The sequence below is a fragment of the Bacillus sp. Hm123 genome (assembly GCF_051842975.2).
Lineage (GTDB): Bacteria > Bacillota > Bacilli > Bacillales > Domibacillaceae > Bacillus_CE.
Genome location: NZ_CM200277.1, coordinates 2,277,710 through 2,304,577 on the forward strand (window position 1 = coordinate 2,277,710; position 26,868 = coordinate 2,304,577).

The window sequence follows — 26,868 nt, forward strand, 5'->3', positions numbered from 1 at the left end:
TCATCACCTCATTAGTTCAAAATGGTAGGAAATTGCAGATAAAGCATATAACGGAGCAGTCTCGGTTCGTAAAATTCTCGGGCCTAAGCCGCATGGAATATAGCCATGGCTCCGTAATTTTTCCGCTTCTTTCTCTGAAATTCCACCTTCAGGTCCAAAGACAATGAACAGTCGATCACCCGGCTGCATCTCAGCTAGCACTTGATGAAACGCCTGCTTCTCTCCTTGCTTCGCCTCTTCTTCATAAGCATATAATTTAAACGGATAGTCTTGTCCGATTTCAATCAATTGATCTATATTCACCGGCTTCATCACGCCTGGCACACGGTTACGATGAGATTGTTCAGCGGCTTCCTTGGCTATTTTCGACCAGCGTTCCGTCTTTTTCTCACCCTTTTTCTCATCCCACTTCACAATGGAGCGATCCGCATGAAAAGGGACAAACGAGTTAGCGCCTAGTTCTGTTCCCTTTTGAATGACGAGTTCTAATTTATCCCCTTTCGGCAAACCGCTCGCAATGGCGATATCAACCGGCAGCTCTTTCTTATCATGAATCCATTCCACAAGAAAGGCAAGTGCATAATCATTAGCAAGAAGCTCAATTTCTACCTCTGCTGTCTCTCCATTAGGAAATACAGCATAGACATGATCCCCGACTTCCATCCTCATCACTCGTGACAAATGATGAAAATCCTCTCCCTCGATTTTGATTGACTTGCCATCCTCTAATTGTTCATTTACAAAGTAGCGCTGCACGATTGTCACCCCGTCTATTTCATTTTCTTTGAAGCTGTCTCACAAACCTCTGAGACAGCTTTTCATTTATTATTTTTTCTTAGCAATAATAGCAACCCAGTCTTCCATTAACACCATTTCTTCAATATCAAAGCCTGCTGCAATGACAGCCTCTTTCACATCATCACGCTTTTGACTAATGATCCCTGAAGAAATAAAGTAGCCGCCTGGCTTCACGACTTGAGCCACCTCATCTGTGAAAGACATAATGACTTCCGCTAAAATATTGGCCACCACAACATCTACTTGTTCGTCAATGCCATCTAATAGGTTGTTTTTTGACACATTTACCGTTTCTTCGACATGATTGAGACGAACGTTCTCCTTCGCCGATTCCACAGCGACTTCATCTAAGTCTAGGGCAGTTACTGTTTTCGCACCGAGCAATGCTGCACCAATACTTAACACTCCTGAACCCGTGCCGACATCCACGACATGATCGTCTGATTGGACGTATCGTTCTAACGCTTGCAAACACATGACCGTTGTCGGGTGTGTACCTGTGCCGAAAGCCATACCCGGGTCCAGTTCAATGATTAACTCATCTGTACTGACAGGTGTATAGTCTTCCCACGTAGGAACAATCGTAAATTTTTCAGAGATCTTCACCGGATTATAATATTGCTTCCATGCGGTCGCCCAATCTTCTTCATTTACTTCCATCAATGTCATCACATTTTGACCGATGTCAATATTATATTCGACAAGATTCTTAATCGATTGTGCAATCCCTTCAGCAGTTTCAGCTAGAAAGCTGTTCACAGGTAAATACGCTTTAACGATTACACCCTCTTCAGGATAGTCATCGGGATTTAGCTGATAAATTTCACCAAATTGATCCTCACGCTCTCTCTTTAATTCAAAAGGATCTTCAATAACTACGCCACTTGCACCCGCTTCGTGCAAAATATTAGAAATAGCTTCTACTGCTTCATTTGTTGTTTGAACGCTAATCTCCGACCACTTCATCTGTTTGCCAGCTCCATTCTTTATTAGTCACGCTTGAGCGCGCGTTTTACTTTATCAAAAAAACCCGCCTCTTGTTCATCTAGCATTTCACCACTTACTTCCGCAAATTCTCGAAGCAAGTTTTTCTGCTTTTCATTTAATTTCGCTGGAGTCACGACTTTCACTTGAATATGTTGGTCTCCTGTACCGTAACCTCGAACATTAGGCACACCTTTTCCACGCAGACGGAATCTCGTACCTGTTTGTGTTCCTGCTGGCACCTTCAATTTAATCTTTCCATGAATGGTCGGTACTTCAATTTCATCACCAAGTGACGCTTGAACAAATGTGATAGGAATTTCACAATAAATATCGTCGCCATCTCGCTCAAACAATTCGTGTGGGAGAACGCGGAACACGATAAACAAATCACCCGCAGGACCGCCATTTACACCTGGCTCTCCTTGTCCAGATACGCGAAGCTGTTGACCATCATCAATTCCAGCTGGTATTTTCACATGAATTTTCTTCATTTTCGTTACTGTTCCATCACCGCTGCATGTCGAGCATTTCTCTTTAATCATCTTGCCTGTACCGCTACAATACGGACAAGCACGACGATTCACGATGCGACCAAACGGCGTGTTTTGCTCAACATTTAACTGACCTTCACCGTGACAATGCGAACAAGTTTCTGGGTTCGTACCAGGTTTTGCTCCCGTGCCTGTACAAGTTCCGCAAAGTTCCTCTTTCGGAATTTCGATGTCCGTCTCTTTTCCAAACACTGCTTCTTCAAATTTGATCGTCATTGTGTACTGCAAGTCTGCTCCTTGGCGCGGAGCATTTGGATCTCTCCTGCGACCACCGCCGCCACCGAAAAAGGTACTGAAAATATCTTCAAACCCTCCGAAGCCGCCACCAAAGTCAGCTCCACCAAACCCTTGATTTGGACCCGCATGACCAAATTGGTCATATTGTGCCCGTTTTTGATCATCGCTTAACACTTCGTAAGCGTCTTTTACTTCTTTAAATTTTTCATCGGCTCCCGCTTCTTTATTAATATCTGGATGATATTTTTTTGAAAGCTTGCGATATGCTTTTTTGATTTCCTCTTTAGATGCGCTTTTTTCGACGCCAAGTACGTCATAATAATCTCGTTTACTCATCACTTTCCACTCCCCGATTCCTTTCACATAAAGGCTATTTTAACATAGTTGCTCCTTAATAGTGAATAGTTAATCCTAATCGATTGTTTCAGCTCATCATGAAAAAAGTCAAAGTCAAGGAACCCCCTGACTTTGACTTTAGCTACCTAGCGAAAAGGCTCAAGCTTGCGATTATTTATCGTCTTTTACTTCTTCAAATTCAGCATCGACGACGTCATCGTCTTTTTGTCCACCTTGTGCTTGTCCTTCTTGCTGCTGAGCTTGCTTAGCTGCTTCTTCATACAGTTTCATGGACAAGTTTTGCACAATTTCAGATAGCTCATCTTTTTTCGCACGAATATCTTCAAGTTCATTTTTCTCAATAGCTGCTTTCAACGCTTCTTTCGCATCTTCTGCTTTTTTCACTTCTTCAGCGTCTACTTTGTCTTCAAGTTCTTTTAATGTTTTTTCTGTTGTGAAGACTAATTGATCGGCTTCATTACGAAGTTCTACTTCTTCTTTTAGCTTTTTGTCTGCTTCCGCATTTTCTTCTGCTTCTTTCACCATACGATCAACCTCTTCATCCGAAAGACCTGAAGATGATTTAATCGTGATGTTTTGTTCTTTACCTGTGCCCATATCTTTCGCACTAACATTCACGATACCGTTTTTGTCGATGTCAAAAGTTACTTCGACTTGTGGAATGCCACGTGGTGCTGGTGGGATATCCGCTAATTGGAAGCGACCTAACGTTTTGTTTGCAGACGCCATCGAGCGCTCCCCTTGAAGTACATGAATATCAACGGCTGTTTGATTGTCCGCAGCTGTAGAGAACACTTGTGATTTAGAAGTTGGAATCGTTGTATTACGATCGATTAACTTCGTAAACACGCCACCCATCGTTTCAATACCTAGAGATAGTGGAGTTACATCTAGAAGAACAACGTCTTTTACATCTCCTGTTAACACTCCGCCTTGAACAGCAGCTCCCATTGCTACTACTTCATCTGGGTTTACGCCTTTATGAGGGTCTTTGCCCGTTGCTTTGCGAATCGCTTCTTGAACAGCTGGAATACGAGTTGATCCACCAACTAAAATAACTTTATCAAGCTCAGAAGCAGACAGGTCTGCATCTTGAAGCGCTTGACGTACAGGGCCCATCGTACGCTCAACAAGGTTCACTGATAGCTCTTCAAACTTCGCACGGCTTAATGTTAATTCTAAGTGAAGTGGTCCAGCTTCACCTGCTGTAATGAACGGTAAAGAAATTTGTGTAGAAGTCACACCTGAAAGGTCTTTCTTCGCTTTTTCCGCCGCGTCTTTTAAACGTTGCATCGCCATTTTATCTTGAGATAAGTCGATGCCGTTTTCTTTTTTGAATTCTTGTACTAAGTAATCGATGATCACTTGGTCAAAGTCGTCTCCACCTAAACGATTATCACCCGCTGTAGAACGAACTTCGAACACACCATCACCAAGTTCTAAAATTGATACGTCAAATGTACCACCACCAAGATCGTATACAAGAACCGTTTGATCTTCATCCATTTTATCCATACCGTATGCAAGCGCTGCTGCTGTCGGTTCGTTAATAATACGCTCTACTTCAAGGCCAGCGATTTTACCAGCATCTTTAGTTGCTTGACGCTCAGCATCATTAAAGTAAGCAGGAACAGTAATAACGGCTTTTTCTACTTTCTCTCCTAAATATTCTTCTGCATAAGATTTCAAATGTTGAAGAATCATTGCTGAAATTTCTTGAGGAGAATACTCTTTCCCTTCAACTGTTTCTTTATGTGCTGTACCCATGTGACGCTTAACAGAAATAATTGTGTTTGGATTTGTAACCGCTTGACGCTTCGCTACTTCCCCTACTTGACGCTCACCATTTTTAAATGCAACTACAGATGGTGTTGTACGGTTACCTTCTGGATTAGGAATAACTTTTGCTTCTCCACCTTCAAGAACCGCCACACATGAGTTCGTTGTACCTAAGTCGATACCGATAATTTTGCTCATTTGTTCTTACCTCCCTGAAAAATATATGTAATGTTTTATTGATTAACTTTGACCATTGATGGACGAATGACACGGTCTTTTAGTTTATAGCCCTTTTGAAATTCTTCCACCACGATATTTGATCCGTAGTTTTCATCATTATCTGTCATAACTGCTTGATGAATATGTGGATCAAATTCATTGCCAACAGCTTCGATCGCTTCGACACCTTCATTTTCTAACGCCGTGAGCAACCCTTTATAGACCATCTCCATCCCTTGAAGAACGGATTCTGTCTGCTCATTTGTTGCTTCAACTTTCAATGCACGCTCGAAGTTGTCTAGTAATGGAAGCAAATCAGAAATTAAATTTTGTGCGCGATATTTATCGGCCGCTTCACGCTCGATTTGCGTGCGTCGACGGAAATTATCAAAATCAGCACGTAAACGCAAATAAGAACTTTCTGCTTCCTCTAATTTTTGCTCTAATTCATTTATTTTGTCAAAAGAAGCTTCTTCCTCAACAGTTTCTGTTTGTTCTGTTGCTTCTTCTGTTACTGGCTGTTCGTCAGTTTGTTCAAGCTGTTCTTCATGTAGTTGCTTCTCTTCTGCCATTGGTTTCACCTCCTTCAAATTATCTCCTAATTAGCTAACCTTTATATTATACACAGAAAGAGAAGGAAGTCAGCAACAACTTCCATGCTCTTACTACACCTAGCTTTCATATAGCCTCGTTAACGCTTTTGTCATATCATGACTTAAAAAATCGACGAGGCTGATCACTCGCGAGTATTCCATTCGCGTCGGCCCAAGGATCGCGATCGTTCCCACTTGCTCTTCTCCAACTGAGTAGGAAGCGGTAATTAAGCTGCAATGCTCCATCGCTTCATTATTATTTTCTTTGCCGATCTTGACTTGAATACCTGTTGGAATGCCGCTAATTAATTTATAGATGCCTTCTTCCTGATCAATCATATTCATCACTTGACGAATTTTCGCAATATCATGGAACTCAGGCTGATTGAGCATATTCGTTTTTCCACCGAAAAACAACTTTTCTGTTGCTGGCACATCAACAGCATCAGCAAACAGTGTTAACATTGATTCGTAATTATGGATATGTTGACGCATAAGAACAACAATTTCTTTATACAGCTTATCATGCAGATTAGAAAGCGGAACGCCGACGAGTCGTTCATTCAAAATATTTACCATTTTTTCGATATCGGAAGCGTCGACACTTTGAGGCAGTGTGAACGTTCGGTTCTCCACATGACCCGTATCTGTCACGATAATAGCAATCGCTGTATCTTTGCTTAGAGGAACAATTTGTAGCCTCTTTACTTTATTATCCTTAATTTCAGGTCCTAATACGATCGCTGTGTAATTCGTTAATTCTGATAAAATTTTTGCTGACTTTTGCACCACTTTTTCTAACTCATACATGCGTTCAGAAAAGATGGAGTGAATGGTCTGCACTTCGTTTCGATTGAGCTGCTCAGGATGCAACAGATGATCGACATAATAACGATATCCTTTTTCTGAAGGCACTCTACCTGAAGAGGTGTGAGTTTTTTCTAAATAACCAAGCTCCTCCAGTTCAGCCATTTCATTGCGAATCGTCGCTGAGCTGTAAGCGACTTTTTCTTTTTCCACTAAGCTCCGCGAACCGACCGGTTGTGCAGATTGAATAAAGTCATCAATGATTACTTGTAAAATGAAAAGCTGACGATCTGTTAACAACATTCATCACCTCTGTTAGCACTCTATCTTTATGAGTGCTAAATCTATAAATAAATTATCAAAATCAATGCTTATTGTCAACGGACATGCTCATGCTATTTTTGATCATTCAATCGATAATAAAAAGGACTGAAATACTTCGTTACCAAATAGTTTCCCTTCATCAGTCAAGCGAATCGTTTCATTGTTTTCAATCGTTAGAAGTCCTCTCGTTGTCATGTCTGCAAGCGGTTGTTCGAATAGCTCAAGCGGGGAACATTGATATTTTTGATAAAAACGTGGAACAGATACCCCTGCCATTTTGCGAAGTCCAAGAAACATTTCCTCTTCCATCTGTTCATTTTTCGACACTTGATGAGATGATAAAAGTGGAAGCTGCCTGCCCATTAACGGCTCGATATATTTTTTCAACGGACCATGATTGGCTGTTCTTATGCCATTTACATACCCATGCGCCCCAGCTCCGAAGCCGTAATATTGTTCATTGTTCCAATATACGAGATTATGACGACTTTCAAATCCAGGCTTAGCAAAGTTACTAATTTCATACTGCGTCAGTCCATGCATAGACATTTGTGCCATCAACTCTCGGTACATCGCCGCCTCTGTTTCCACTTTCGGAAGCGGCAAGCGATCTTTTCTCATTAAATTATAAAAGACCGTCTTCGGTTCAATAATGAGCGAATAGCCCGAATAATGCGGAAGACCTAAACTTAACGCGGTTTGTAATGTGTCACGAAAATTTTCTAGTGTTTGATTAGGTAAAGCATAAATTAAATCGATGCTAATATTTTCAAATCCAATGGCTTGGGCATGTTCAATCGTCGTAAATACATCGCGGCTTTTATGCGTGCGCCCGATAGAAGCTAACAATTCGTCATCGAAGGACTGAACACCGACACTTAAACGATTGACTCCATACTCTTTTAACACTTTTAATTTATCTTCTGTTAAATCTCCAGGATTCGCTTCAAAGGTGAACTCTCCATCTGTAAATGGGAGAATTTCTCGAATCGAACGACAAAAAGTGTCCAGCTGTTCAACACTTAAAGCCGTTGGAGTACCACCACCAACAAAAATCGTATCTAAATAAGCGGTCGGATGTTGTTCCTGCATCAATTTCATTTCAATGGCAAGCGCAGCTAAATACTCTTCTACCGGCTGATTTTTCATAAAGACTTTATTAAAATCGCAATAATGACAAATTTGATGACAAAAAGGGATATGGATATAAGCGGAACGAATCATAATAAAACTCCTCTAAATAGAACGAGAAAAAGGGTCAGCTATCACGCCTTCCCTTTCCCGTTAAAATTATTTATTCGAATCATCTATTTTCAAGACAGCCATAAACGCTTCTTGTAGAATAGACGTATCATTTTGTATTCTATCTTATTATTATTAATCCTACAATCATTATCACATTAAGCTTTTATTAGAACTTAAATATCTAAATGTATCTAACCGTATTTTTCAAAAACTTATAAAAATAATAGATAATGGTGGATGATCGGTGGATAAAACCATCTGTATTTTGACGAGAGCCTCTCGTCTTTTTTTATTATTTAAAAATCTGTTATTTTTCTATTGGATCCTCTTCTATCATAAAGGTAGAATATAGGTAAAAAGGGAAAGGTGGATTAATAATGAGAAAAATTCTATCGTTTATGCTTTTATCAACTATTACATTAAGTGGTTGCGGATCTACTGAAAAAGAAATCGCAAAAGTATCTAAAGAAGAATATAAGAAAATAAAAACTGGAATGACCTATGAAGAAGTGGAAGAAATTGTTGGCGGAGCTGCTAATAAAGAAAATAAGATTGATGATAATTTGATTGAATATACTTATTCAGCTGAAGATGGTATTGATAAAGATGCAAGTGTCTCTATTTTATTTAAAAATGATTCAGTTGATACTCTAACAGAGACTGGCCTTTTAAAAGAAGAGAGTGAAGATGATCGTAAACTTTTACATGATATAGACTATGAAGTAACAGAAGACAACGATAACCAAAAACAAAATGCAAAATACATACAAGTAAAGTTACCAGATACAAAAGAATATGTTTATACTTTTTCAGCAGAAGATGTTGCCAAATATATAATTGATAAATATAAAAATGATGGATATGATGCTATCTGGATTAATATCCATGCAGCTAATGATGAAAATATGATGTCTGCTAGATCAGCCTATACTCAAAAAGGGCTCGCTATGACTGGTGCGGATAAAGTCGAGCAAATTGTTACTGATTGATAAGAAAGAGCCCCTATCCAATCGGATAGGGGCTTTGCTGTTACTTGTTACCTTGAATTAATCCACGTTCAATCGCTACATAAATCATGCCGATAGCGTCTGAATCTGTAAGAGTTCCTTTTTCTAGGTTTTCACGATGAACTTTAGAAATTCCGTTTGGATCTTTTTCCTCTAATCGACGTAGTACAACAGCCGTTGAATTTTTAATTGCACTATTTGATGGTTGATACAATTTAGATTCCTCCTTTGTTTTTTCTTGTTTATTAGCGGCAGAAGCCCCTTTTAAAACAGTCTCAATTCGATTCTTAAATGATTGATCACGACCTTCATCCAAGATGCGGTGTGGACACTTCTTTCCAGACCAATCCCGATGGTAACGTACCTGATCGACGCCCCACCCACGCTCTTTGAGCATTTGGGCCACAAGTTGAACAGCATTTTCCTCAGCTTTTTTATATCGTTCTCCACCTGACTTTGAATAACAAATCTCAATGTGAATGGATGACCGATTACCTGGTCCATTTCCGTCACCTGCAGCCCAAGCATTACGATTAAGAGGAATACCCTGGATTGCCCATTTATCATCCACAGCGATGTGAAAGCTTGTAGCACTGTTGTTTCCGATCATATATTTCACTTCATTTTCGGCCGACGCATCGTTCCAAGTATTATGGATCGTAATTGTTCTTGGCTTCATTGAATTAGGACATTTTAATTTATGTTTAGAAGCTGACACTAAGTTTTGTTTTAATTGGACCATTACTGAACTCCCCTTTCATTTTTTCTCTTTTCGGATCTGCTAGCTTTAGCGTCTAGTTCTGACCCAACCCATTCCGTAATTTTTTCTAATGCGGCGATTGGAACCCAATCACACCAACCTGCTCTGATTGCATTTGCCGTCATCGACTGGAGTACATGATATAAAACTCCAAAACTTAATAAACCAAATAGGATGCTAGGCAATGATAATGCCATGTCTAGTAAATGACCGCCGGCTGGTAGCAAGGCAATAAAAAAAGTACGAAAGACACCGTCTAATCCGTACTTTGAAGCATAAGTATTATCTTTTTTAGCAGCTCTAATTCCGCTTAGCCAGTCCATCATAATGAAAAAGGCAACAGCAAGCATAATCGTTTTAACTGTTTCACCCTCACCATATAAATTTTCAAAAAGTGGAGTGAATAAAGCTCCCATAATTGCCGCATAAATTCGTTGTACTTGATCCATTCTTTCACCTCATATCTCAAATTAAAAAGACGAGCCGGAGCCCGTCAGACATAAAAAATAACGCCTACTATTCAGCAGCGTTTTGTACCGGAGTAATCAATTTAATCATATTTTTATTTAAAATCACGTCTCCGATCGCAACCATTAGGATACGATGATCGTTCATTTTTACAGCAAACTCTCCAGCGTTGTAGTCTTTAACAAATGCTTTCATTGTCGATCCATCATTTAAAAAAATTTGAATGTTCATGTGTATCTCTCCTTTTTATGAAAGTTCTACACTACCGATGTTTGATCCGTTTTTATAAACAACTAATCTACCAGTAGCATTATCAATATATAATTCTAAGTCTTGATTAAATCTGTCTATAACAGGTCTATGACTACCCCAAATGATGTTGTTAACATTTGAAAAATCCGCAGTGTGTCCTAAAAAATATAGATAAGAAGCATCTAGAGTTAGACCGAAATCCCCCTCAGAATAAATCCAAGCATCATGACCGTTAAACTTTATTGCTTTTGTTTGACCATTACCACTGTAACCTAATTCTAATGAATCATTTACTCTCACAATCCCTATTAAATCTATTTTACTAGCATTCATCGTTATGGTTGTCGCGGTCTGGTTGATGCGGGAAATCATTTCGTTTCCGTTATAATCCGTTTGACTGACTTTACTACTGATTTCTCCAGCATTGAATTGTACTTGTGTTTCAAGCGTATTCATGTCATCGTCAATTCTGTTTATGTCCAACCTGATCGATTCAGCCGTTTGAGTGATACGACTATTCGCCGCTACTAACTCACCATCTAATCTAGCCACTTCTATTGTTACGCGTTCTGCTTCTAGCTGTATACGTGAATAAGCATCTAATATTTCACCGTCCAGTCGCTCAACTTGAAGAGTAATTCGATCATTGACCTGTTCTATTTTTGATCGATACTCCTTCTTATTTTTGTCGAGTTCTACTTTCGTTTCGACTAAAACATCGCTAAAAGTCGGTTTAACATTGGATAGCGTGACGATCTCGCGGCCTTTTTTAAGTGGATTGTATTTTCGTTTCATGACTCGTGTCTGAAATTCCATGTCCATCTCTTCGTGTATTAACCAAACACGATCACCTAATCCAGCTTTACCCTTGTATCCATTTGCGTTCATTTCACTTACTTCCACATCAATAGAAATCCTTGGGACGGCACGATCACCTAACTGCTGCTTTATATGTTCAATTAAATCCGCTGCAACTGTGAAATTGTCATCATAGATTGGATCGGCATAAATGTCACCATATTTCTGAGCGCTAGGAGCCTTATATACAACTTCGAGTCCTTGTGAGCCGTAGCCTTTTATACACGTATACAAGTCCGTTGTATCAATTTCTTCTTTCAAACTCTTAATATTGTGCTTGTATCTAAACTGGTGATCTTCATCTTTGCCAATTTCTTTTGCAAAAATTAAGTGTTTGTTAGGCATGATCTGAACTTCGCATTTTAACGTCTCGCACATGGTGCGAATCAGAGCAACTGCATTATTATTACCAAAAGCATCAAGAAACAATTGTGGAGGAATATCGCCTTGCACTTCCCATGTCCATCCTGATCCATTAAGGATAAACGCTGCTTGCTCTTCTGCCGTCCTAGTACCGCCATGAATACCTTCCACATTATGACGGATCAAATCAAAGAAAATATGCTGCCCTCGAACCGGTTTGCCAGTTCGAACGCGTCCGATATTTTTCACACGAAATTCATGACCATCTACATCAATGTACGTTTCTTCCTGCAGTAGATCATAGCCAGGGTTATTTAAGGCAAAAGAAGTGAGCGAGAGCGTAAATCCCCCGTTCACTTCTTCTTCGATTTCACAGTTTTGTATGTTCGTAAGTGGTTCGCTGCTTCCAGTTAAATCGGTTATTGAGAGCAAATTATCACCTCTCTTTATTATGTCGCATTATCGTCCTACTCGGTCACTCCGTTAACTACATCTGTGACCACTTGTCTTAAATTAAAAAGAGCTGGAACTTGCTCAACTTTATATACGCCCACAAACACTAAACTTACCCAAACTTTTACTAGCCCACTATCTTTCGTGAATACCATTTTACATTCCTCCTAAATTTTTATATTAAAAAACACTTAGTTAGAAGTTGCTAACATAAGTGTTAATTCAGCTATTGCTTGTTTTTGTTCATTTACTTGTTGTTGTAATAATTGTGTTTCAGTTGGCGGTATATCCTCTAAAATCGCTTGGTGCGGAGTTGTAGACACGTCTACTCCGACACCATCAACTATTTTAATTCTCTTATTTTTTGGGACATCAACCCACAAGTAAGGTACACCGATTGGTTCTCTAAGCATAGATGTTCCACTTTTAATTGATAAAATATAACCACTTTCATCGTATACAACTAAAGTCTCCATAACTATTCTCTCCTTATCAAAGTTTAATGGCGATCCATTCAAAGGGAACAGAAACCACCGCAGACGTATGACGTTGATATATTTCTAAAGTTGCTGTTTCTCCATTTATACTAATTATTTCGGAATGACCTCCCCCCTCGGAAGTTCTACTATAATATGAATTATTATCGCCTAAGATATAAGTCGAATAACCAATAACATTGTTGTATGTTGCTTTTACATGTAGTATATCTGGCTCAAATCCAATATTTATAGTGACTTGAGGATAGTCTTGATTATACCCTGGTCGAACATTAACTCCGCTACCATTCGTGCGCTGTGACATGTTGATCATGTTTACTTTATCCGCTAGTGATTTTAAAGCTTCTGTTCCGTTCGCAGATACGCCTTTATTATTTAAATTTGTAGCTAAATTATTTTTTATAACTTGAGTCTTACTCTTTAATTGGACTGAGGTATCGGTTGCTAATAAAGGGTTGCCAATAACTTCAGCCCAATCAATTTTTAAGTTATTGGCATTTGTAAAAAGTTCATTTACTGCCGCTACAATTGTTGATTTATCAGTTGTTAGCAGCGTTGTTTTGTCTCCAATACCATGTGCCGCACCATCCGCCTGATGCATCGTAAGTTCTTCCCGAACATTATTTAAATCTTCAACTAAATATTCAGCTTGTTCATTTACATAATTAATTGCATTTTGTTCAGCAGTATTAGCTTTCTTTTGTGCTCCTGCTGGTGTCTCAGCTCCAATGTTTTGAGATGTTAAAATAACATTTCCGTTTTCATCCGGAGAAATATTATTTACTGTTGAAACAGCTCCAGTACCGTCCACCCCTCGTTGTGCTGCAAGTTTCCAGTAATCTGTGCTTGGTGGAGCGATACCGAGGGAAGCTTGAATAGCCATGTAAGATGATCCGTTCGAACTGACAAGGTTATTTTGTTCATACTGACGCTCTGGATCGTATTCGCCAAGATGAGCGGTATTATCAGCAATTTCCTGTGCAGCTTGAGTAGCATTGTTAGCGTTTGCGATTGCCTCTGTTGTGTCTGTTTGACGTTGCTGTTCAGCTTGTACACGTGTCGTCTCAGCTTGTTTCCTCGCCAATTCTGCATTTGTTCGTTCGATTTCTACGGATTCTCGTTCCGTTTCAGCAACCTGACGTGCCTGTTCATTATTATCTCGATCCATTTCACTTGAAACTCGTTCCGCTTCCGTTTCTTGCCGATCTAATTCAGCTTGTTCACGTTCTACTTCTGCTGTTTGGCGCGCCTGTTCATTTATGACACGTTCACTTTCAGCTAAAGTAACATCTTCATTTGTTTGATTCACTTGTAAAATAGCTTCATTTGTTTCATTTGCTTTTTCAAGAGCATAGTTTCCAGCATCCGTTACTGTGTTTACTACTTCGCCAACTTCGATAAAGAGTTCTTGTAAAATAGGATAGCCAGCGCCGTCTTTAAATTCGGCACCTAACGATTCACCAAAGTAAACCTTCAATCGTCTACTAGATAACAAGTTCTCCATATTGAAGAACTGTAGTGTGATTTCAGCATAACCTACAACACGCTGCTCTTCATTTCCGATGTTGTAAGTAATAATATTGCCGTCTGCTTGCAATAGTCGCTGTGTAATTATGCCGTCTGGACGTTTAGTGCTTACAACGATCTTATCCACATTAGACAAGTCAGCATCAGCACCATTGTCTTTTACAATAAACTTTAAAATATTAGAATCATATTGTGTATAGTGCGGCAATGGCACCGTTGTATTGTGTCTAAAATCGATGATGATCGTTTGTGTGTTTGTTAATTGCAATCGTCTCACCTCTCTTAAATATAATAAAAACGGAAGTCGAAGCTTATCGTAAAATCAGTCGCTCCTGATATCTCGAAGTAGTTCCATCCTGGGACCAAGCTAATGAGTTTTTTGTTTGTATCTTTAAAAATTGATTGGCCATTTTTAAGAGACCGAATGCCATCCAACTTAATCACGTCATCTTTAGCTGCAGATCCAGTCCAACTCCATTCGTCACCAGTTGTCGAGTTTATGATCGATGGATTAACAAGCATCCCTTTTAGTTCAATGACTATTTCTTTATTGCGTGGATCAATAGGAACATCGGAATCATTAAAAACCGCAAAGTTGTTAGTGCTGTGAATATACTGTACGACTGGATCACCTTCATCAATTTTCCCATCTCCAACTTGGTAGTAATGATAAAACGGTGGCATCTTTAAAGTAGTACCAGGAGATTCTGCATAGATACCATACATCTTAAATTCAACCGTTGTTGATGCAAGACGTTGGCTTGCTGCTTCCCAATCAGGAACATTCGCCAGTTTAACTCTGTATCGACGGTGTGGCTCTGCTTTAAATACAACAAAAAACTCTTCTTTTTGCGCGAAGAGTCGGTTGAATTTCGTTTTTAGTTTTCTCATATCCTCAATGGATTTTCCTTTTAAAGCAAGCTCGACGCGAATGGTACGATCTGAATAAAATGACTCAATAAACAGTCTGCCATCCATGCCATCGATCTGTTCCGTTACATCATCAGATGCAGGAGGTGGAACAAAGTATTTAAGACATCGCAAACCATAATCTTTAATATCGATCATTTCATTTTTAATAAACAGATACAATGCCTCACCTCCTTCATCTGATCCCTCTTGTGATCATTTTGTTTTTAGCACGCCAATTAAGTTCAGTGTCCACAATATCGGCCATGTGCATAGCATCTTCTTCACTTCCAGTACCGTTGTAATTCAAGTTCACGTTAATCTCGACTGGCGAAAAATAATCATAATTATTACGACCATATCCAGAAGACGTTGCAAACACCGATTCTGGAATTTCTGGAACTGGAACTACCTCTGTAAATAGATTACTTATTTCTTTCATTTTTGAAATGAGAGGGGACTTGATTTCATCTAATCCACCGATAAGGCCTAAACCGAAATACTTCGTTACTTCCTTTTTAGGTCTACGTGCCGGCGATTTGATTTCAAGAGATTTTTTCATTTCTTGAATCATCAAATCAGAAATCTCTTTCATTTTTTTAGAAAGAGGGCCAGTCATACTACTCATTCCATCCATGAGCCCCTTAATTGCATTTGTTCCAATGTCCTTCAACTGAGCACCAAACGGTTCAAACTCATTGATTGCACCAGTTCTAAGTTCAGTTACCTTCTGTGTGAACGTCTTATTTAGTTCATCCAATTCTTTTTCCGCGTCACGATGCAGCTGCTCGATTTGTTTCAATGTCTCCTGTTTCATGCCAGTTAATTCTTTTGTCGCTTGTAAACGAGCCGCTTCTGTCTTGTCCTTCCACAAACCTTCAAATTGAGAGAGCTGCGTATCCGTCATATCATTTAGCGCTTTGATCTCTGCTAATGCCTGAGGGCCCATTTCCTGCAACTCTTCCAGTAGAGCCTTATCGATCCCACGACTTGCTAGATGATCGAGATTCGTTCTCCAATTATTCAAAGCATAAACTTGACTGTGAAGATTATCGATAAGCTCTTGTGGGTCCATTTTATCTTCAGGCTTTTCAACCTTGTTGAACAATCCGGAAAAACTTTTTATTGTATTTGTACGATTTTCTAATGCTTGATTATATCCATCGTTTAAACGTTTTTCTTCATCGATCACACGTTTATTTACTTCTTTTACTTTAGCAAGGTAATCATCTTTAAGAGACTTCAGTTCATTATGCATTTGTACTTTCGTTTGATTTAATTTTTGTTCAGCTGCAAACCACTCTTGTGAGTTCTTCTTGTAGTAACGAAGAGATTCTCTATACACTTGAATTTCATCGTACAAAGACAGCTTGCCTGCCTCTTTTTTCCTCGCTACATATGCATCTATTTGCCTAAATCGTTCCTCGCTAGAATCTTTATATTTCTTACTCAAATATGCAATATCTTTTGCAACTTGTGAACGGTCATCTTTTTGTGGTTTGCTGATTCCACTATTGCTATTTTGACCTGTACCAATTGTTTTGGTTCCATATGTGATTTTTTGCCCAACACGAATTAAATTCTTATTTTGAATTTTATTTAACTTCACCAGTTGATCAACAGTCGTATTTAACTTCTTCGCTATAGCAGTAAGTGTATCCCCTTTTTTAACTTGATAGATTAAGTCACCTGTTCCATCTTTATAACGAGGGACATCGTTTAGTAAGCCTGCCTTTATTACCTCTTTTGTTTTCTCATGTTGCAGAACCTTTGTCCCGCGTGGAAGGTCAGCAAGGACATTTTTTCCCTTGAACATCCCGAAAGAACCACTAGGAAATTGAATCAATTCAGGTCCATTTCCGTCGTTAACCATGGCTAAACCACCAGGATGAAAGTTTGTTCCATTTTTATACGGCTTGTATCCGCCACCCTTCATCATAGACTTAATACCAGGGTGATTGTGGACGCCACCATACCTCCCATCCATATACCTGATGGCTGCCAATGCCGAATGGAGTGGGTTCCTACGATCGTTCATTCCAGGGTATTTCCAACGTTGGAATGTAGAATTAATAATTTGGAACATACCAACGCTCGGATCACCGCGACGAGCGTTAATGTCCCAATTGTTCACAGCATTTGGGTTAAACCCTGACTCCTTTTGCGCAATTGTCATCAAAGGTTTAAGTAACGACATCGGCTTATTAAGCATCTTTAACGCCTGAGTAATAGCAGCGCGAGCCATGTTCGCTCCACTACCTTTGAAGTTTCCGAAATCTCCTCCACCAAGCGTATCAGGGTCAATAGCCTTGCCATTCTGCCGAACCTCAAAGTGCACATGTGGCCCAGTGCTTTTCCCTGTTGATCCGACTAGACCTAAAATTTGCCCCTTCTTGACTGTATCGCCGGCCTTAACAAGATTCTTGCTGTTATGTCCGTATAGGTATGTCATGCCGCCACCACCATCGACAATGACTGCATTACCATATCCTCCGCGCACACCGGAAAATATTACTTTACCGCCAGTTTGAGATGGAATCGGCGTGCCTTGGGGAGCCGCCCAGTCCACCCCACCATGTCCCTTCCACACTTTGTCGATTGGATGAAAACGACGACCAAACCCAGATGTGCGACGGAACGGTGCGGGAAATGAGAAACCTGATCCTATATCGAAAGTGAAGAACTTTGTAATTTGTTCTTGCAAGTAATCGGCTGTGTTAGACATTGCTTTCTTTCCAACTGCTACCCCTATTTCAAGTGGTCCGCCGCCTAATTTCGGCAGTTTATCCATAAAATTACCGGATGCTTTTTTCAACATCCCCATAGGATCGCCAAGCATAGATAACCAATCCATAGCTCCCACACCATCTTTATAATGCGGAACACCTTTTGATTTCATGACTTTGTTTGTTTTATCACCACTTAATACTTTTGTTCCGCGTGGAAGATTAGCCAATACGTTTCTACCTTCAAACATCCCTACTTTCCCTGAAGGCATTTGGATTAATTCTTTATAATGTGGACCAACTCCATCATTAACCACAGCCAAACCGCCCGGATGACCTTCTGTACCTTTAGCATACTGAGGCACCCATTTTTTTATCTTCTTTTCGATACCTAAAGCACCCATTACTGTATTCAAACCGTGGATAGGACCATTTATGATTTTTTCAGCGTATCCGATCATGTCTTTCTTCAGCTTCTTCATGTCCTTGATTACGCCGTCCCAAATATCTTTTAAACCACCTTTAAAGTTTTCCCACTTCTTCAATCCCGCATCGACTGTATCGCCAACCCACTTTGTGAAATCTTTATATTGATCTTTTGCGCTTTTAATTACTGCGTCTTTTATTTCTTTCGATTTTTTTGAAACATCATCTTTCATTACTTGCCACTTTGATTTTACCTGTCCGGTTTCCCATTCTACTTCTTTAGCATGTTCGCCAGCTTGTGCTTTTGCTTCTTTTACGACCTTCTTATGCATATCTTCGGCATTTGAAACAGCGCCATCACGTTGTTTTTCCGCTTCAGAAATTAATTTTTTTGCTTGATCCGCTGAAATAACTCCTGTTTCATCACGCATCCTAATGATATTTGCAACTGTTTTTTTATATTGATCATTAGCTTGTTTAACTGTCTCATCTTTTTGTTTAACTGAATTGGCGACTACTTGTGCTGCTTGTTCAGCTGTAATTTTTGATGACTCTGTTTTTAAACGTGCCAAGATCGCTTTCTGTTCAACTTCACCTTTACTAAGTGTTTGGACAGCAGACACACGCATTTGATCTTGAATACTAGCAATCTCTGTTCGTTCCGTTTCGGAAATTGCTCGTTTCTCTTCTTTAGCCTGTGTCAAAATCGCTTTGATACGCTCTTGTCCTTCAATAATTTTAGTCTGATGATTTTCATTATTTTTTTGCAATCTCTCAACTGCTTTCACTTCTTCTTCATCCGAAAGCGCATTAGAGTGTGCGAAGAACTGTTGTGTCTGTTCCAGTTGCTTATTTTGTTTTTCTTGCATTGAAGTTAATATACGTTCGCCCATTTCATCATATTTAGAAACAAGAGAATCAACCATATTTGATGTAACTTCTTGCTGAGACCAAGCCATTTGGTTAAGCACTAAAGTAGCTTCTTCATCCATTTTTAAATATGATCCTACAACCTTTTGAGTTGACTCAGACACTTTTTCCGAAAACACTTCTGATTCTAGCGCAGGTTTCTTTAATTCTTCTGCTACTTTATATGAAGCAAACCCAAGCGCCGCTAAAGCAGCAACAGTTAAACCGACAGGTCCAGTTAATACTGTAAATGCAGTTCCTAAACCTGCTGTTATTCCAGCCATACCACCTAATCCAGCGACCGCTGGACCAATTACTCCAACTAAGCTTCCAATTCCACCAGCGATAAAACCGATGCCAGCAATCAATGGTCCTGCCGCTGCTGCAGCTATGCCGAAACCAACAGCTATTTTTTGACCTTCAGGGGAAAGTTTTTCAAACCAATTAGTTACAGTCTCAAGTGATTTACTAACTTTCGGGAGAATGTCTTCACCAATTCCGACAAGTACTTCCCCAACAGGAACTAAAGCTTCTTGCGTTTCACGCCATAACTTCTTCGTTCTTTCACCGAATGAATCTTGAATCGTCTTTGAAGCTTTAGCTGCTGCCCCTTCAAATCCTGTCATACCTTCGCCGACATCAGCAAAGAATGCTTGATATTGAGGGCCTAAATCCTCAATTGGTGTACCCATTAACTCGATGGCAAGAGCATTTCTTTTCGCTTCATCAGTTACACCAGCGATCGCCGTCATGATTACACCGAACGCGGCATTCGCTTTATCACCACCTGCGGCCATATCAGATTCGATTTGTTTGTAATCTAGCCCCAATTCACCGAGAGCTGAACGAGTGTTATCTGCACCATCAGTAATCTGTAAAAAGGACTCTTTTACAGTGTCAGCTAACTTATCGATCGAGAAAATGCCACTTTCCGCTCCACTAGCAAACATGCCCATCATTTGTTCAGCACTGAATCCCATATTGGCAAATTGAGTCGAGTATTCAGAGATACTATCTAGTAATTCATCTGAATAGTTACCACCACGTTGGAAAGCCACGGTGATCATGTCCATAGCTTTTGTCGAGTCAATACCAAATTGTTGCATTAACTGTCCTGCTGCTCTTGTTGTTTCGTTTACATCTGCATCAAAAGCTTTCGCTAGACTAAAAGCTGAAGCTGTAATTTTCTCCAGTTCTTTTTCAGGTAAATTACCCATTGTTTGATAAACTTTTGCTACTGCGTCAGATACTTCGGCCATACTTTCTCCGAAGCCTTGTTTCCATACATTTTGTGCCGTTTTATTTAGACTTTCTGCCTTTTCTTCTGTCAACCCTAATTGAGTACGTAACCTAGCTCCAGAATCTTCAACATCAGATGCTACTTTCATGGCCCCAAGACCAAAAGCCGTTAGTGGTGCAGTTATCGATGCGGTCATGCTAGAGCCTACATTCGCCATTCCTTCGCCGGCACTTTTCATCTTCTCGCCAGTTTCACGCACACTATTACCGAGCTGTTTCCATTTATTTGTTGCATCATCAATATTGTCGTTCACTTCTTCTAATGCTCTTGACGTTCGATTCACAGCAGCAAGCGCATTATTGTATCTAATCAATAAATTTTCAGTAGCTTTTGCATCTTTACCTTTCTCTCGAACCGATCGCTCGTATTCTTCTCGAAGTTGCTGGACTCGTTGCTGTTGCAACTGATAAGTGCCTGTTAGTTGTCTGCTTTTAGCACGCATACCATCTAACGTTTGCTCAAATTCTTTATTCCCAGCCGCTGCTGCATTAAATTCGCTGTTTAGCCCTTTGATCTTACGTGTAATATCTTGCATCGACTGCGTAAAAGAAGCTGATTCTAAGCCAAGAGATACACGTAAAGCACCGACTTCCACTCCGTTATTTTCCGCCATTTTACTTCACCACCTTAATTAAAACAATGCATCGATTTCTTCATCTGTTGCTGGACGTACATCATTCGACGAAGGATCTTCCATTTTTATTAATTCAAAAAAGAAGTGAATGTCCATAGCGTCGATCTCTGTCATGGACATCCCTTCTTTCATCATTTTTTTATATAATTTTTTTATTTGTTCATACGCCTCTTTCGGCGTTGTTACTTTCCCTTTTCTTGCGTGTTATCTTCATCATCTTTAGTACCATTAATAAACTGAATGAAATTCCAGATCGTTTCATTAACTTTCGGAGCATGTGTGCCTTCCCAAAATTCATCAATAGTAAATTTATTTTCATACGTATCACACATTAATGAAATAATTTCATCGATATCCGTTGGATCAGAAGTAGGGAAACGGCCATCAGCTTGTAACTTTAAAATTTTACGATAAACCAATCCAGATACAAACTTTGGTGTTGAAAAAATCATTTCTTTACCTTTTAAATTAAGCGTTAAATTCATTGTAATTCCTCCAATATAAATTAAATTGAAAAGGCGGGTCACCATAAGGAACCCGCTTCATGTGAATTATGCTGTTGTAGTAATTGTTGTCGCTGGTGACTTATTTCCCTCTCCGTGACTATTTACTGCTGCTACCTGGTATTCATATGATGTACTTGCAGTTAAGCCTGTGTCATCAAATAAATTAGCTGAGGGACTACCAACTTTTTCACCATCACGATATACCGCATAAGATGATGCTCCCGTAACAGCATCCCATGCAAGTGATACGTTGTCAGTTGATGGCGTTCCAGTTAGATTAGTAGGAGCAACTGGTGGTGCTGGAAGCTCTGTTGTCTTAATATCTGATTTAGACCAAACTAGTTTGAAGAAGTTTTCAACAACAAACGGATTCGCTTTCGCTTCGTTACTACGTAGAGTGTACTTCCAAGCATCATCAAAGTCGCGCTTAATGAAATTTGCTGTGAGTGTTGGCGTTTGGAACTCGATTGATTCGCCTTTTGTATTGTGCGTAGCTTCATTTTCGCGGAACATCCCTTTATATAGCCATACATAATGAGATTTACCATCATTTCGAGTAACCTCATATCCGATCGCAACATAAGGAGATTCATCAGTTGTTTTAGAGATGACCGCACCGTTTGCATCGATTTTATTTCCAAGCAAAAGAGATTGCTGCTCAGACGTTAAATCTTTAATGTTAATACTTAATTCAATTCCTGAAATTGTTGTCCCTGTTTCGCTTGGGCCATCGTCTGCATGCAGAACAGCACTTGAACTATTTGGAGATACTTGAACTGATAATGCAGGAGCTAAATATTCAGGTGCTTCATAAGTAGTGGGCATCCCTTTTTCATCTTTAAGCAACTTAGCAACGTGAACATTTTTTAAACCAATTGATACTGCCATTTATATCATTCTCCCTTTTTATTATAATTTAAAAACTGCTACACAATTTCTGTGCAACGGAACCTTAAAACCTTGTGATAAATTTTTGTGTCCTTTTCATATAGATCAGTAGCAAAAACCCTCATAAAACCTACTGATTTTAATGAATCTTTAACCGATTTTACTACCGATTTATAGTTTCCATTTGACCACACATCGACTTGTAAACTATAGCTAGTAGCCGCTTCTTCATCCTCAACGAACTCGGTACCCATTTCATTGTAGAAAAAGAACGTCACATATACCGGAACCGCTGGACCTGTATATTCCTGAAAAGCAACTGGCGCTCCTATATCTTTAAGCGCATCTAAAACTAATTTATTCATCTTAATGCCCGCCGAATTTCGGTAGCCATAATTTGTTTAGCTGTTTCGATTTCACGCTCAAACGTAGGAGCAACAACAGGTTCTGCTGACATTTTACTTGTTCCTAACTCCTTGAACATCATGTAAAAATGATCTGGAGCATAACCGATCAGCCGAGTATCACCAACTCTTTGAACAACTACATTATCCGCTGCGTGCTCCCCGCGACCCCTGTCAGATCGTTTGGTATTTTCAGCAATCTTTTGCCTTATATGCTCTGCTCCCTTATCAAGAGCCTGCTCTTTTACTGATTCTGAGTCCGCAACATTATTCAGTTGTCTTAATAGAGCTTCCATGCCATCAAGTTGTAACACTATACCACCGCCCCATCAAAAAGACGGCACACCAATTCAATGATGTCCGTCTTTTCATACGTTCGTTCAATCTTGTACTTTTTTTGGTTCCAGATCAAAACTTGTTCGTCGGTATAATCGGACACACGCACTTCAAAAACCGCTTCTAACTTAATACCATTCTGAGCTGCTTGGTAATGTTCAGAACTTCGAACCGACTTTCTATTTGCAAAAATGGCTGGTCCTATAACTTCTCCTTGAATAGGAAAACCATCCTCATCCTGTGTTTGGCCAACAGTAATAAACTTTATAACATCAGCCCACCGGCTCACGATAATCACCTGCTAAACTCAAATGTTGTTTGAGCATTTTATATGAATCACCGAAACGATCTGCCTCTGGATTATCATATCCAAAGTTAGCTTTGCAATAGGTTACAATTGCTCGTTTAATCAACGGATCTGTATCATTATTAGCTTTTTCAGACGAAATACCCGACAACATCAAATCATGTCGGGCTGCTTCGATTAAGTCTGTAATTTCGTCATCTAATTCAACATGAGACACGCGCAATGATTTTTTGACTGAAGTAAGCATTATGGTTATTCACCATCTTTCTCTTCTTCGATCTCATATTTTATAAAACCGCCTTTTTCTAGGGCTATGATTCTTTTGGAATCTTTACTGTAATAAAAAGACTCTTTCCGATGATACTCATTTGTATTTTTATCCACGAAATCGTTTAGCACCAAACACTTTTTCATGAATCATACCTCCTTAAACCGCTGGAACTTTCTTCACACGTAAGAAACCGTTATGTGCAGCAACGTTACCACCTACAAATACAGATCCACGATGAGCAATCATACCTTGCTTGAATTTAAAATCATCAGAACGACGAATATCTGTTGGCGAAAAAGTAGTTAGTTCATAGTTAGATAATGGACCATATGCCATCAAATAAGATCCGTCTGTAGTTGCTGGATCAGAGACAGATTTACAAGCACTATTAATAATATATGGCACACCATCAATCGTTCCTGTATTTCCGTTGGATTTAACTTCATATTGTTTTTTACCATCAGCATCACGTAACATAGCAAAAGCCTTTAAATCATTTTTATTAAGAATCAACACTGCTACGTCCTCAACGTCTTCATCTCCGCCATATGAGAAAATAATATTGTCTAATGTATCAGCATCAATTTTTGAAACACCTAAATCGGTAGAAGCTTGAATTGCAGTTGCTTGTGTAGAAAAGATCCCAACTAGATGACCAGCTGCGCCATCACCAATTAGAATTTCTCTAGTAATCTTTTTACGAAGAGCCTTATTTACTCCACCCACAATGATGCTACTATAGTTAGCGTTAGGAAGCTTTTGAACTTCTTCTGATTCTTCGCTGTACGCTGTGATTTTCGTTTTATTAATTGTTGCATACCCAAATTGCACATCAGCATCTTGGTAATCTGCTCCTTCTTGAGTATATCCACCTTCACCATGACTAATTTCGTATGCTCTCTCATAACTTTCTCCACCGTTTAAAGGAACATGAGATACGCGATCAATTAGGCTAGATACTTGATTAAATGTGCCTTTGATATCACTTGCTGTATGCTTCGGTAAAACTAGATCTCCACTAGCAACAGTAATAGAGCGATTTTCTTTTAAGTCCTGACCACGTTTTTCGATTTCTTTTTCTTCTCGTTGCTCTCCTTGGTCAGTGTTAAAAGTTTTGATGGTACGTGTTTCTGGAGCATCATCATTGTTAATTTCTTCAGCTTCTTTTAACAATCTTTGACGTGTTTCAATATCTTTTTGTTGTTGATCAAGATCACGCAATTCAGTTTCTAATGTAGCTAAATCAACTTGATCATCACTCTCTAACAAAGAGCGAATTTCAGCTTTGCGTTCTTGAATTTCCTTTAATGTTTTCCGACTAAAATGTTGAAGATTTCCCACTGTTAATAAGTTTTGTTTTCTCTTAAATGTTTTCATAAATTATATTCTCCTTTATAAAAAAGTTTTCAAAATGAGCTTTTTTCTTAAATTGTTCCGCTCTTGTTCTTCTGCATAATCTTTGTAAGGATCATACCCTCTAGCACTCACTTCGCTATCTGGATAAGCAGGAAAAGCAACAGCACTAACTTCTAACAATTTTGCTTTTGTAACAGTACGAAGCATTAAATCATCGTCAGGCTCTTCAATGTCTTGAGCAATCATATTAAAACCAAAACTAACCCCATCCACATCACCACGCTTAATAGATTCATAGGTGTCATTTCCAAGAGTTGTCTTAGGTAAATCTAATTCAAAACGCAAGCCAATTGAGTCTTCAACTAAACGTAGAGTATTATTTTTTGTTCTCCCCAATACTTTTGAAGTATCGTGAGACCACAAGAAACGCTGATCATCTTTTTGTAATGATTCAGTAAAGGCTCCTTGCCTAAATTGTTCACGAAATTTACGATAGTAGCCCATGACAACAGATTTCTTTTCCCATTTGACCGCATACCCTGTGAGAGTACGCGTTCCATTGTCATCTTCCCTAATCTCAATCGTTTGTGTCACTAGTTCCCTCGTCTCCGTCTTGTTCACCTTTATCACCCCCTTCACCTTTTACAACGTTACCTTTGTCCACCTCAGCTGTATCTAGGCGACGAACTGGTTTGTCGCCATTTTCGATTGGACCAAGAGATAAAATATAACGCCACTCGTTAGGAGTCATCGCTCCACGATCAACCATTTGAAGTAATGACATCTTAGTGGACATCGAAGCATATTGAAGACTGCTAGCTTCAAAGATAATCTTGTTGCCAAAACCTCTTTCGCGACGAGTAAAAAGCTTCCTGGTATATTCTCCAGCAAGCTGCATGGCCAACGGCTCTATTTCAGATTCATAATAAGCATTCCATTCATCCTCTGTGTATTTACTTTGAATGATTTTCTCATTCGTGTTAAAGAAGTTATAAATCCTTTGTGTTGTTTCTTGCATCTGCTTTGAATCAGGAACAAAGGCATCATTCTTCACTTGTTCTAATTCATAGCGTGGATCAGTAGCCGCTGCTCCTCCATTAGCATTATCAATACTTAGATAATTTTTAACAAAAGTGCTAACTTGCATATCCACATCTTCTTGTTTCAATACAGATTTAAATTTTAAAATCCATTTGATGATCGCACTATTTTTAATTGCTTTGACAATCCCCTGATCTGTGGTATTTACAACCTCCATGAGAGGAGCTAAAGCTTGCCCTGGATGCTCTCCAAAAAAGTCATCATCATTAAAGTCTTTGCGAAGGTGAATAACATCTATATAAGGAATAGTCATTCTTTTTCCATTCTTAAAATAAAATCGTAGAAAAATATCTCCTTGATTGTTTTCCACAACTTCTACTGAGAAACACGGAATCGGATAAATTTCTGCTACATATCCTAGATCATCGCGTTTAATATAAGCAAAAGCATTGTTATTTAATTCTAGTTGATTCGTTAATTTCTCTTGCATTACTTGCCCGGTCATCAAAGGATTCGGTTCCTCTAAAATGAAGCGTAGATAAGGATCTGGATTCACTTTAAATTCAGATGAATTGGCTCTAATATGTTTAGCAATTAACTTACCAACCGCTTTTGTTTTCGGACGAATACAAGAACGGATCACATCTGATTTATACAAATTACCGTCCCATGAATAAAAGCCACCACCGTCATCATTTATCATTCCATATCTAGTTGTAACGACTTCTTTCTCTTTTTTACCGAACATTTTTTCAAACAGCCCCAAGCTCTCA

General features: G+C 39.2%; 27 protein-coding genes and 1 pseudogene. 1 reads left to right on the forward strand and 27 read right to left on the reverse strand.

Annotated features, from left to right (window positions below; genetic code table 11):
* Positions 1–3 precede the first annotated feature (3 nt).
* The 7 genes from ACSVDJ_RS11835 to hemW all read right to left on the reverse strand — a co-directional run bounded on the left by ACSVDJ_RS11835 (position 4) and on the right by hemW (position 7,876).
* Positions 4–756, reverse strand: coding sequence for a 16S rRNA (uracil(1498)-N(3))-methyltransferase (locus ACSVDJ_RS11835; RefSeq protein WP_439169108.1), 753 nt, complete (start codon positions 754–756; stop codon positions 4–6).
* Between the two features lie 69 nt (positions 757–825).
* Entirely contained in the window at positions 826–1,764 is a 939-nt protein-coding gene (gene prmA / locus ACSVDJ_RS11840; protein WP_439168928.1) for a 50S ribosomal protein L11 methyltransferase, read from the reverse strand.
* A gap of 23 nt (positions 1,765–1,787) precedes the next feature.
* Positions 1,788–2,909, reverse strand: a complete 1,122-nt coding sequence (gene dnaJ, locus ACSVDJ_RS11845) for a molecular chaperone DnaJ (protein WP_439168929.1) — start codon at positions 2,907–2,909, stop codon at positions 1,788–1,790.
* Between the two features lie 171 nt (positions 2,910–3,080).
* Positions 3,081–4,907, reverse strand: coding sequence for a molecular chaperone DnaK (gene dnaK / locus ACSVDJ_RS11850; protein WP_439168931.1), 1,827 nt, complete (start codon positions 4,905–4,907; stop codon positions 3,081–3,083).
* Between the two features lie 35 nt (positions 4,908–4,942).
* Entirely contained in the window at positions 4,943–5,500 is a 558-nt protein-coding gene (grpE, locus tag ACSVDJ_RS11855; RefSeq protein WP_439168932.1) for a nucleotide exchange factor GrpE, read from the reverse strand.
* Positions 5,501–5,599: 99 nt separating this feature from the next.
* On the reverse strand, positions 5,600–6,628 hold the full coding sequence (gene hrcA / locus ACSVDJ_RS11860; protein ID WP_439169109.1) for a heat-inducible transcriptional repressor HrcA: 1,029 nt from the start codon (positions 6,626–6,628) through the stop codon (positions 5,600–5,602).
* A 105-nt stretch (positions 6,629–6,733) separates the two neighbouring features.
* Positions 6,734–7,876, reverse strand: coding sequence for a radical SAM family heme chaperone HemW (gene hemW / locus ACSVDJ_RS11865; protein WP_439168934.1), 1,143 nt, complete (start codon positions 7,874–7,876; stop codon positions 6,734–6,736).
* 398 nt (positions 7,877–8,274) lie between these two features.
* Between hemW and ACSVDJ_RS11870 the strand changes: the two genes are divergently transcribed.
* Positions 8,275–8,886 carry a hypothetical protein gene (locus ACSVDJ_RS11870; RefSeq protein ID WP_439168935.1) on the forward strand — a complete coding sequence of 204 codons (612 nt, stop codon included), beginning with the start codon at positions 8,275–8,277 and terminating at the stop codon, positions 8,884–8,886.
* Between the two features lie 282 nt (positions 8,887–9,168).
* Here ACSVDJ_RS11870 and ACSVDJ_RS11875 read toward each other — a convergent pair.
* The 20 genes and pseudogenes from ACSVDJ_RS11875 to ACSVDJ_RS11970 form a co-directional block, all read right to left on the reverse strand.
* A pseudogene (locus ACSVDJ_RS11875) lies at positions 9,169–9,646 on the reverse strand (peptidoglycan recognition protein family protein); the annotation flags it as partial.
* Positions 9,646–10,113 carry a phage holin family protein gene (locus tag ACSVDJ_RS11880; protein ID WP_439168936.1) on the reverse strand — a complete coding sequence of 156 codons (468 nt, stop codon included), beginning with the start codon at positions 10,111–10,113 and terminating at the stop codon, positions 9,646–9,648. The pseudogene ACSVDJ_RS11875 and the gene ACSVDJ_RS11880, both read right to left, overlap by 1 nt.
* Positions 10,114–10,180: 67 nt before the next feature.
* Positions 10,181–10,363 (reverse strand): hypothetical protein, encoded by a 183-nt coding sequence (locus ACSVDJ_RS11885; protein WP_439168937.1) that lies wholly within the window; start codon positions 10,361–10,363, stop codon positions 10,181–10,183.
* A gap of 15 nt (positions 10,364–10,378) precedes the next feature.
* Positions 10,379–12,037: a phage tail protein gene (locus ACSVDJ_RS11890; RefSeq protein ID WP_439168938.1), complete on the reverse strand. Its 1,659-nt coding sequence runs from the start codon at positions 12,035–12,037 to the stop codon at positions 10,379–10,381.
* 35 nt (positions 12,038–12,072) lie between these two features.
* Entirely contained in the window at positions 12,073–12,213 is a 141-nt protein-coding gene (locus ACSVDJ_RS11895; protein ID WP_439168939.1) for a hypothetical protein, read from the reverse strand.
* Between the two features lie 36 nt (positions 12,214–12,249).
* Positions 12,250–12,534: a hypothetical protein gene (locus ACSVDJ_RS11900; protein ID WP_439168940.1), complete on the reverse strand. Its 285-nt coding sequence runs from the start codon at positions 12,532–12,534 to the stop codon at positions 12,250–12,252.
* 16 nt (positions 12,535–12,550) lie between these two features.
* A complete protein-coding gene (locus ACSVDJ_RS11905; RefSeq protein WP_439168942.1) occupies positions 12,551–14,350 on the reverse strand; it encodes a coiled-coil domain-containing protein in 1,800 nt (599 codons plus the stop codon).
* Positions 14,351–14,364: 14 nt separating this feature from the next.
* Complete coding sequence (locus ACSVDJ_RS11910) at positions 14,365–15,174, reverse strand: phage tail family protein (RefSeq protein ID WP_439168943.1); 810 nt, start codon at positions 15,172–15,174, stop codon at positions 14,365–14,367.
* A 13-nt stretch (positions 15,175–15,187) separates the two neighbouring features.
* Complete coding sequence (locus tag ACSVDJ_RS11915) at positions 15,188–20,965, reverse strand: phage tail tape measure protein (RefSeq protein WP_439168944.1); 5,778 nt, start codon at positions 20,963–20,965, stop codon at positions 15,188–15,190.
* Positions 20,966–20,983: 18 nt separating this feature from the next.
* Positions 20,984–21,121: a hypothetical protein gene (locus ACSVDJ_RS11920; protein WP_518618913.1), complete on the reverse strand. Its 138-nt coding sequence runs from the start codon at positions 21,119–21,121 to the stop codon at positions 20,984–20,986.
* A gap of 47 nt (positions 21,122–21,168) precedes the next feature.
* Entirely contained in the window at positions 21,169–21,471 is a 303-nt protein-coding gene (gene gpG / locus ACSVDJ_RS11925; RefSeq protein ID WP_439168945.1) for a phage tail assembly chaperone G, read from the reverse strand.
* A gap of 66 nt (positions 21,472–21,537) precedes the next feature.
* A complete protein-coding gene (locus ACSVDJ_RS11930) occupies positions 21,538–22,380 on the reverse strand; it encodes a major tail protein (protein WP_439168946.1) in 843 nt (280 codons plus the stop codon).
* A 38-nt stretch (positions 22,381–22,418) separates the two neighbouring features.
* Complete coding sequence (gp17, locus tag ACSVDJ_RS11935) at positions 22,419–22,745, reverse strand: tail completion protein gp17 (protein ID WP_439168947.1); 327 nt, start codon at positions 22,743–22,745, stop codon at positions 22,419–22,421.
* Complete coding sequence (locus ACSVDJ_RS11940; RefSeq protein ID WP_439168948.1) at positions 22,742–23,098, reverse strand: HK97-gp10 family putative phage morphogenesis protein; 357 nt, start codon at positions 23,096–23,098, stop codon at positions 22,742–22,744. The genes gp17 and ACSVDJ_RS11940 overlap by 4 nt, the downstream gene beginning before the upstream one ends.
* Complete coding sequence (locus tag ACSVDJ_RS11945; protein ID WP_439168949.1) at positions 23,098–23,409, reverse strand: phage head closure protein; 312 nt, start codon at positions 23,407–23,409, stop codon at positions 23,098–23,100. The genes ACSVDJ_RS11940 and ACSVDJ_RS11945 overlap by 1 nt, the downstream gene beginning before the upstream one ends.
* On the reverse strand, positions 23,393–23,677 hold the full coding sequence (locus tag ACSVDJ_RS11950) for a head-tail connector protein (RefSeq protein ID WP_439169110.1): 285 nt from the start codon (positions 23,675–23,677) through the stop codon (positions 23,393–23,395). The genes ACSVDJ_RS11945 and ACSVDJ_RS11950 overlap by 17 nt, the downstream gene beginning before the upstream one ends.
* A 2-nt stretch (positions 23,678–23,679) precedes the next feature.
* Complete coding sequence (locus ACSVDJ_RS11955) at positions 23,680–23,841, reverse strand: hypothetical protein (RefSeq protein ID WP_439168950.1); 162 nt, start codon at positions 23,839–23,841, stop codon at positions 23,680–23,682.
* A 13-nt stretch (positions 23,842–23,854) separates the two neighbouring features.
* A complete protein-coding gene (locus ACSVDJ_RS11960; protein ID WP_439168951.1) occupies positions 23,855–25,075 on the reverse strand; it encodes a phage major capsid protein in 1,221 nt (406 codons plus the stop codon).
* A gap of 15 nt (positions 25,076–25,090) precedes the next feature.
* Positions 25,091–25,675, reverse strand: coding sequence for an HK97 family phage prohead protease (locus ACSVDJ_RS11965; RefSeq protein ID WP_439168952.1), 585 nt, complete (start codon positions 25,673–25,675; stop codon positions 25,091–25,093).
* A complete protein-coding gene (locus ACSVDJ_RS11970) occupies positions 25,632–26,861 on the reverse strand; it encodes a phage portal protein (RefSeq protein WP_439168953.1) in 1,230 nt (409 codons plus the stop codon). The genes ACSVDJ_RS11965 and ACSVDJ_RS11970 overlap by 44 nt, the downstream gene beginning before the upstream one ends.
* Between the last annotated feature and the right edge of the window lie 7 nt (positions 26,862–26,868).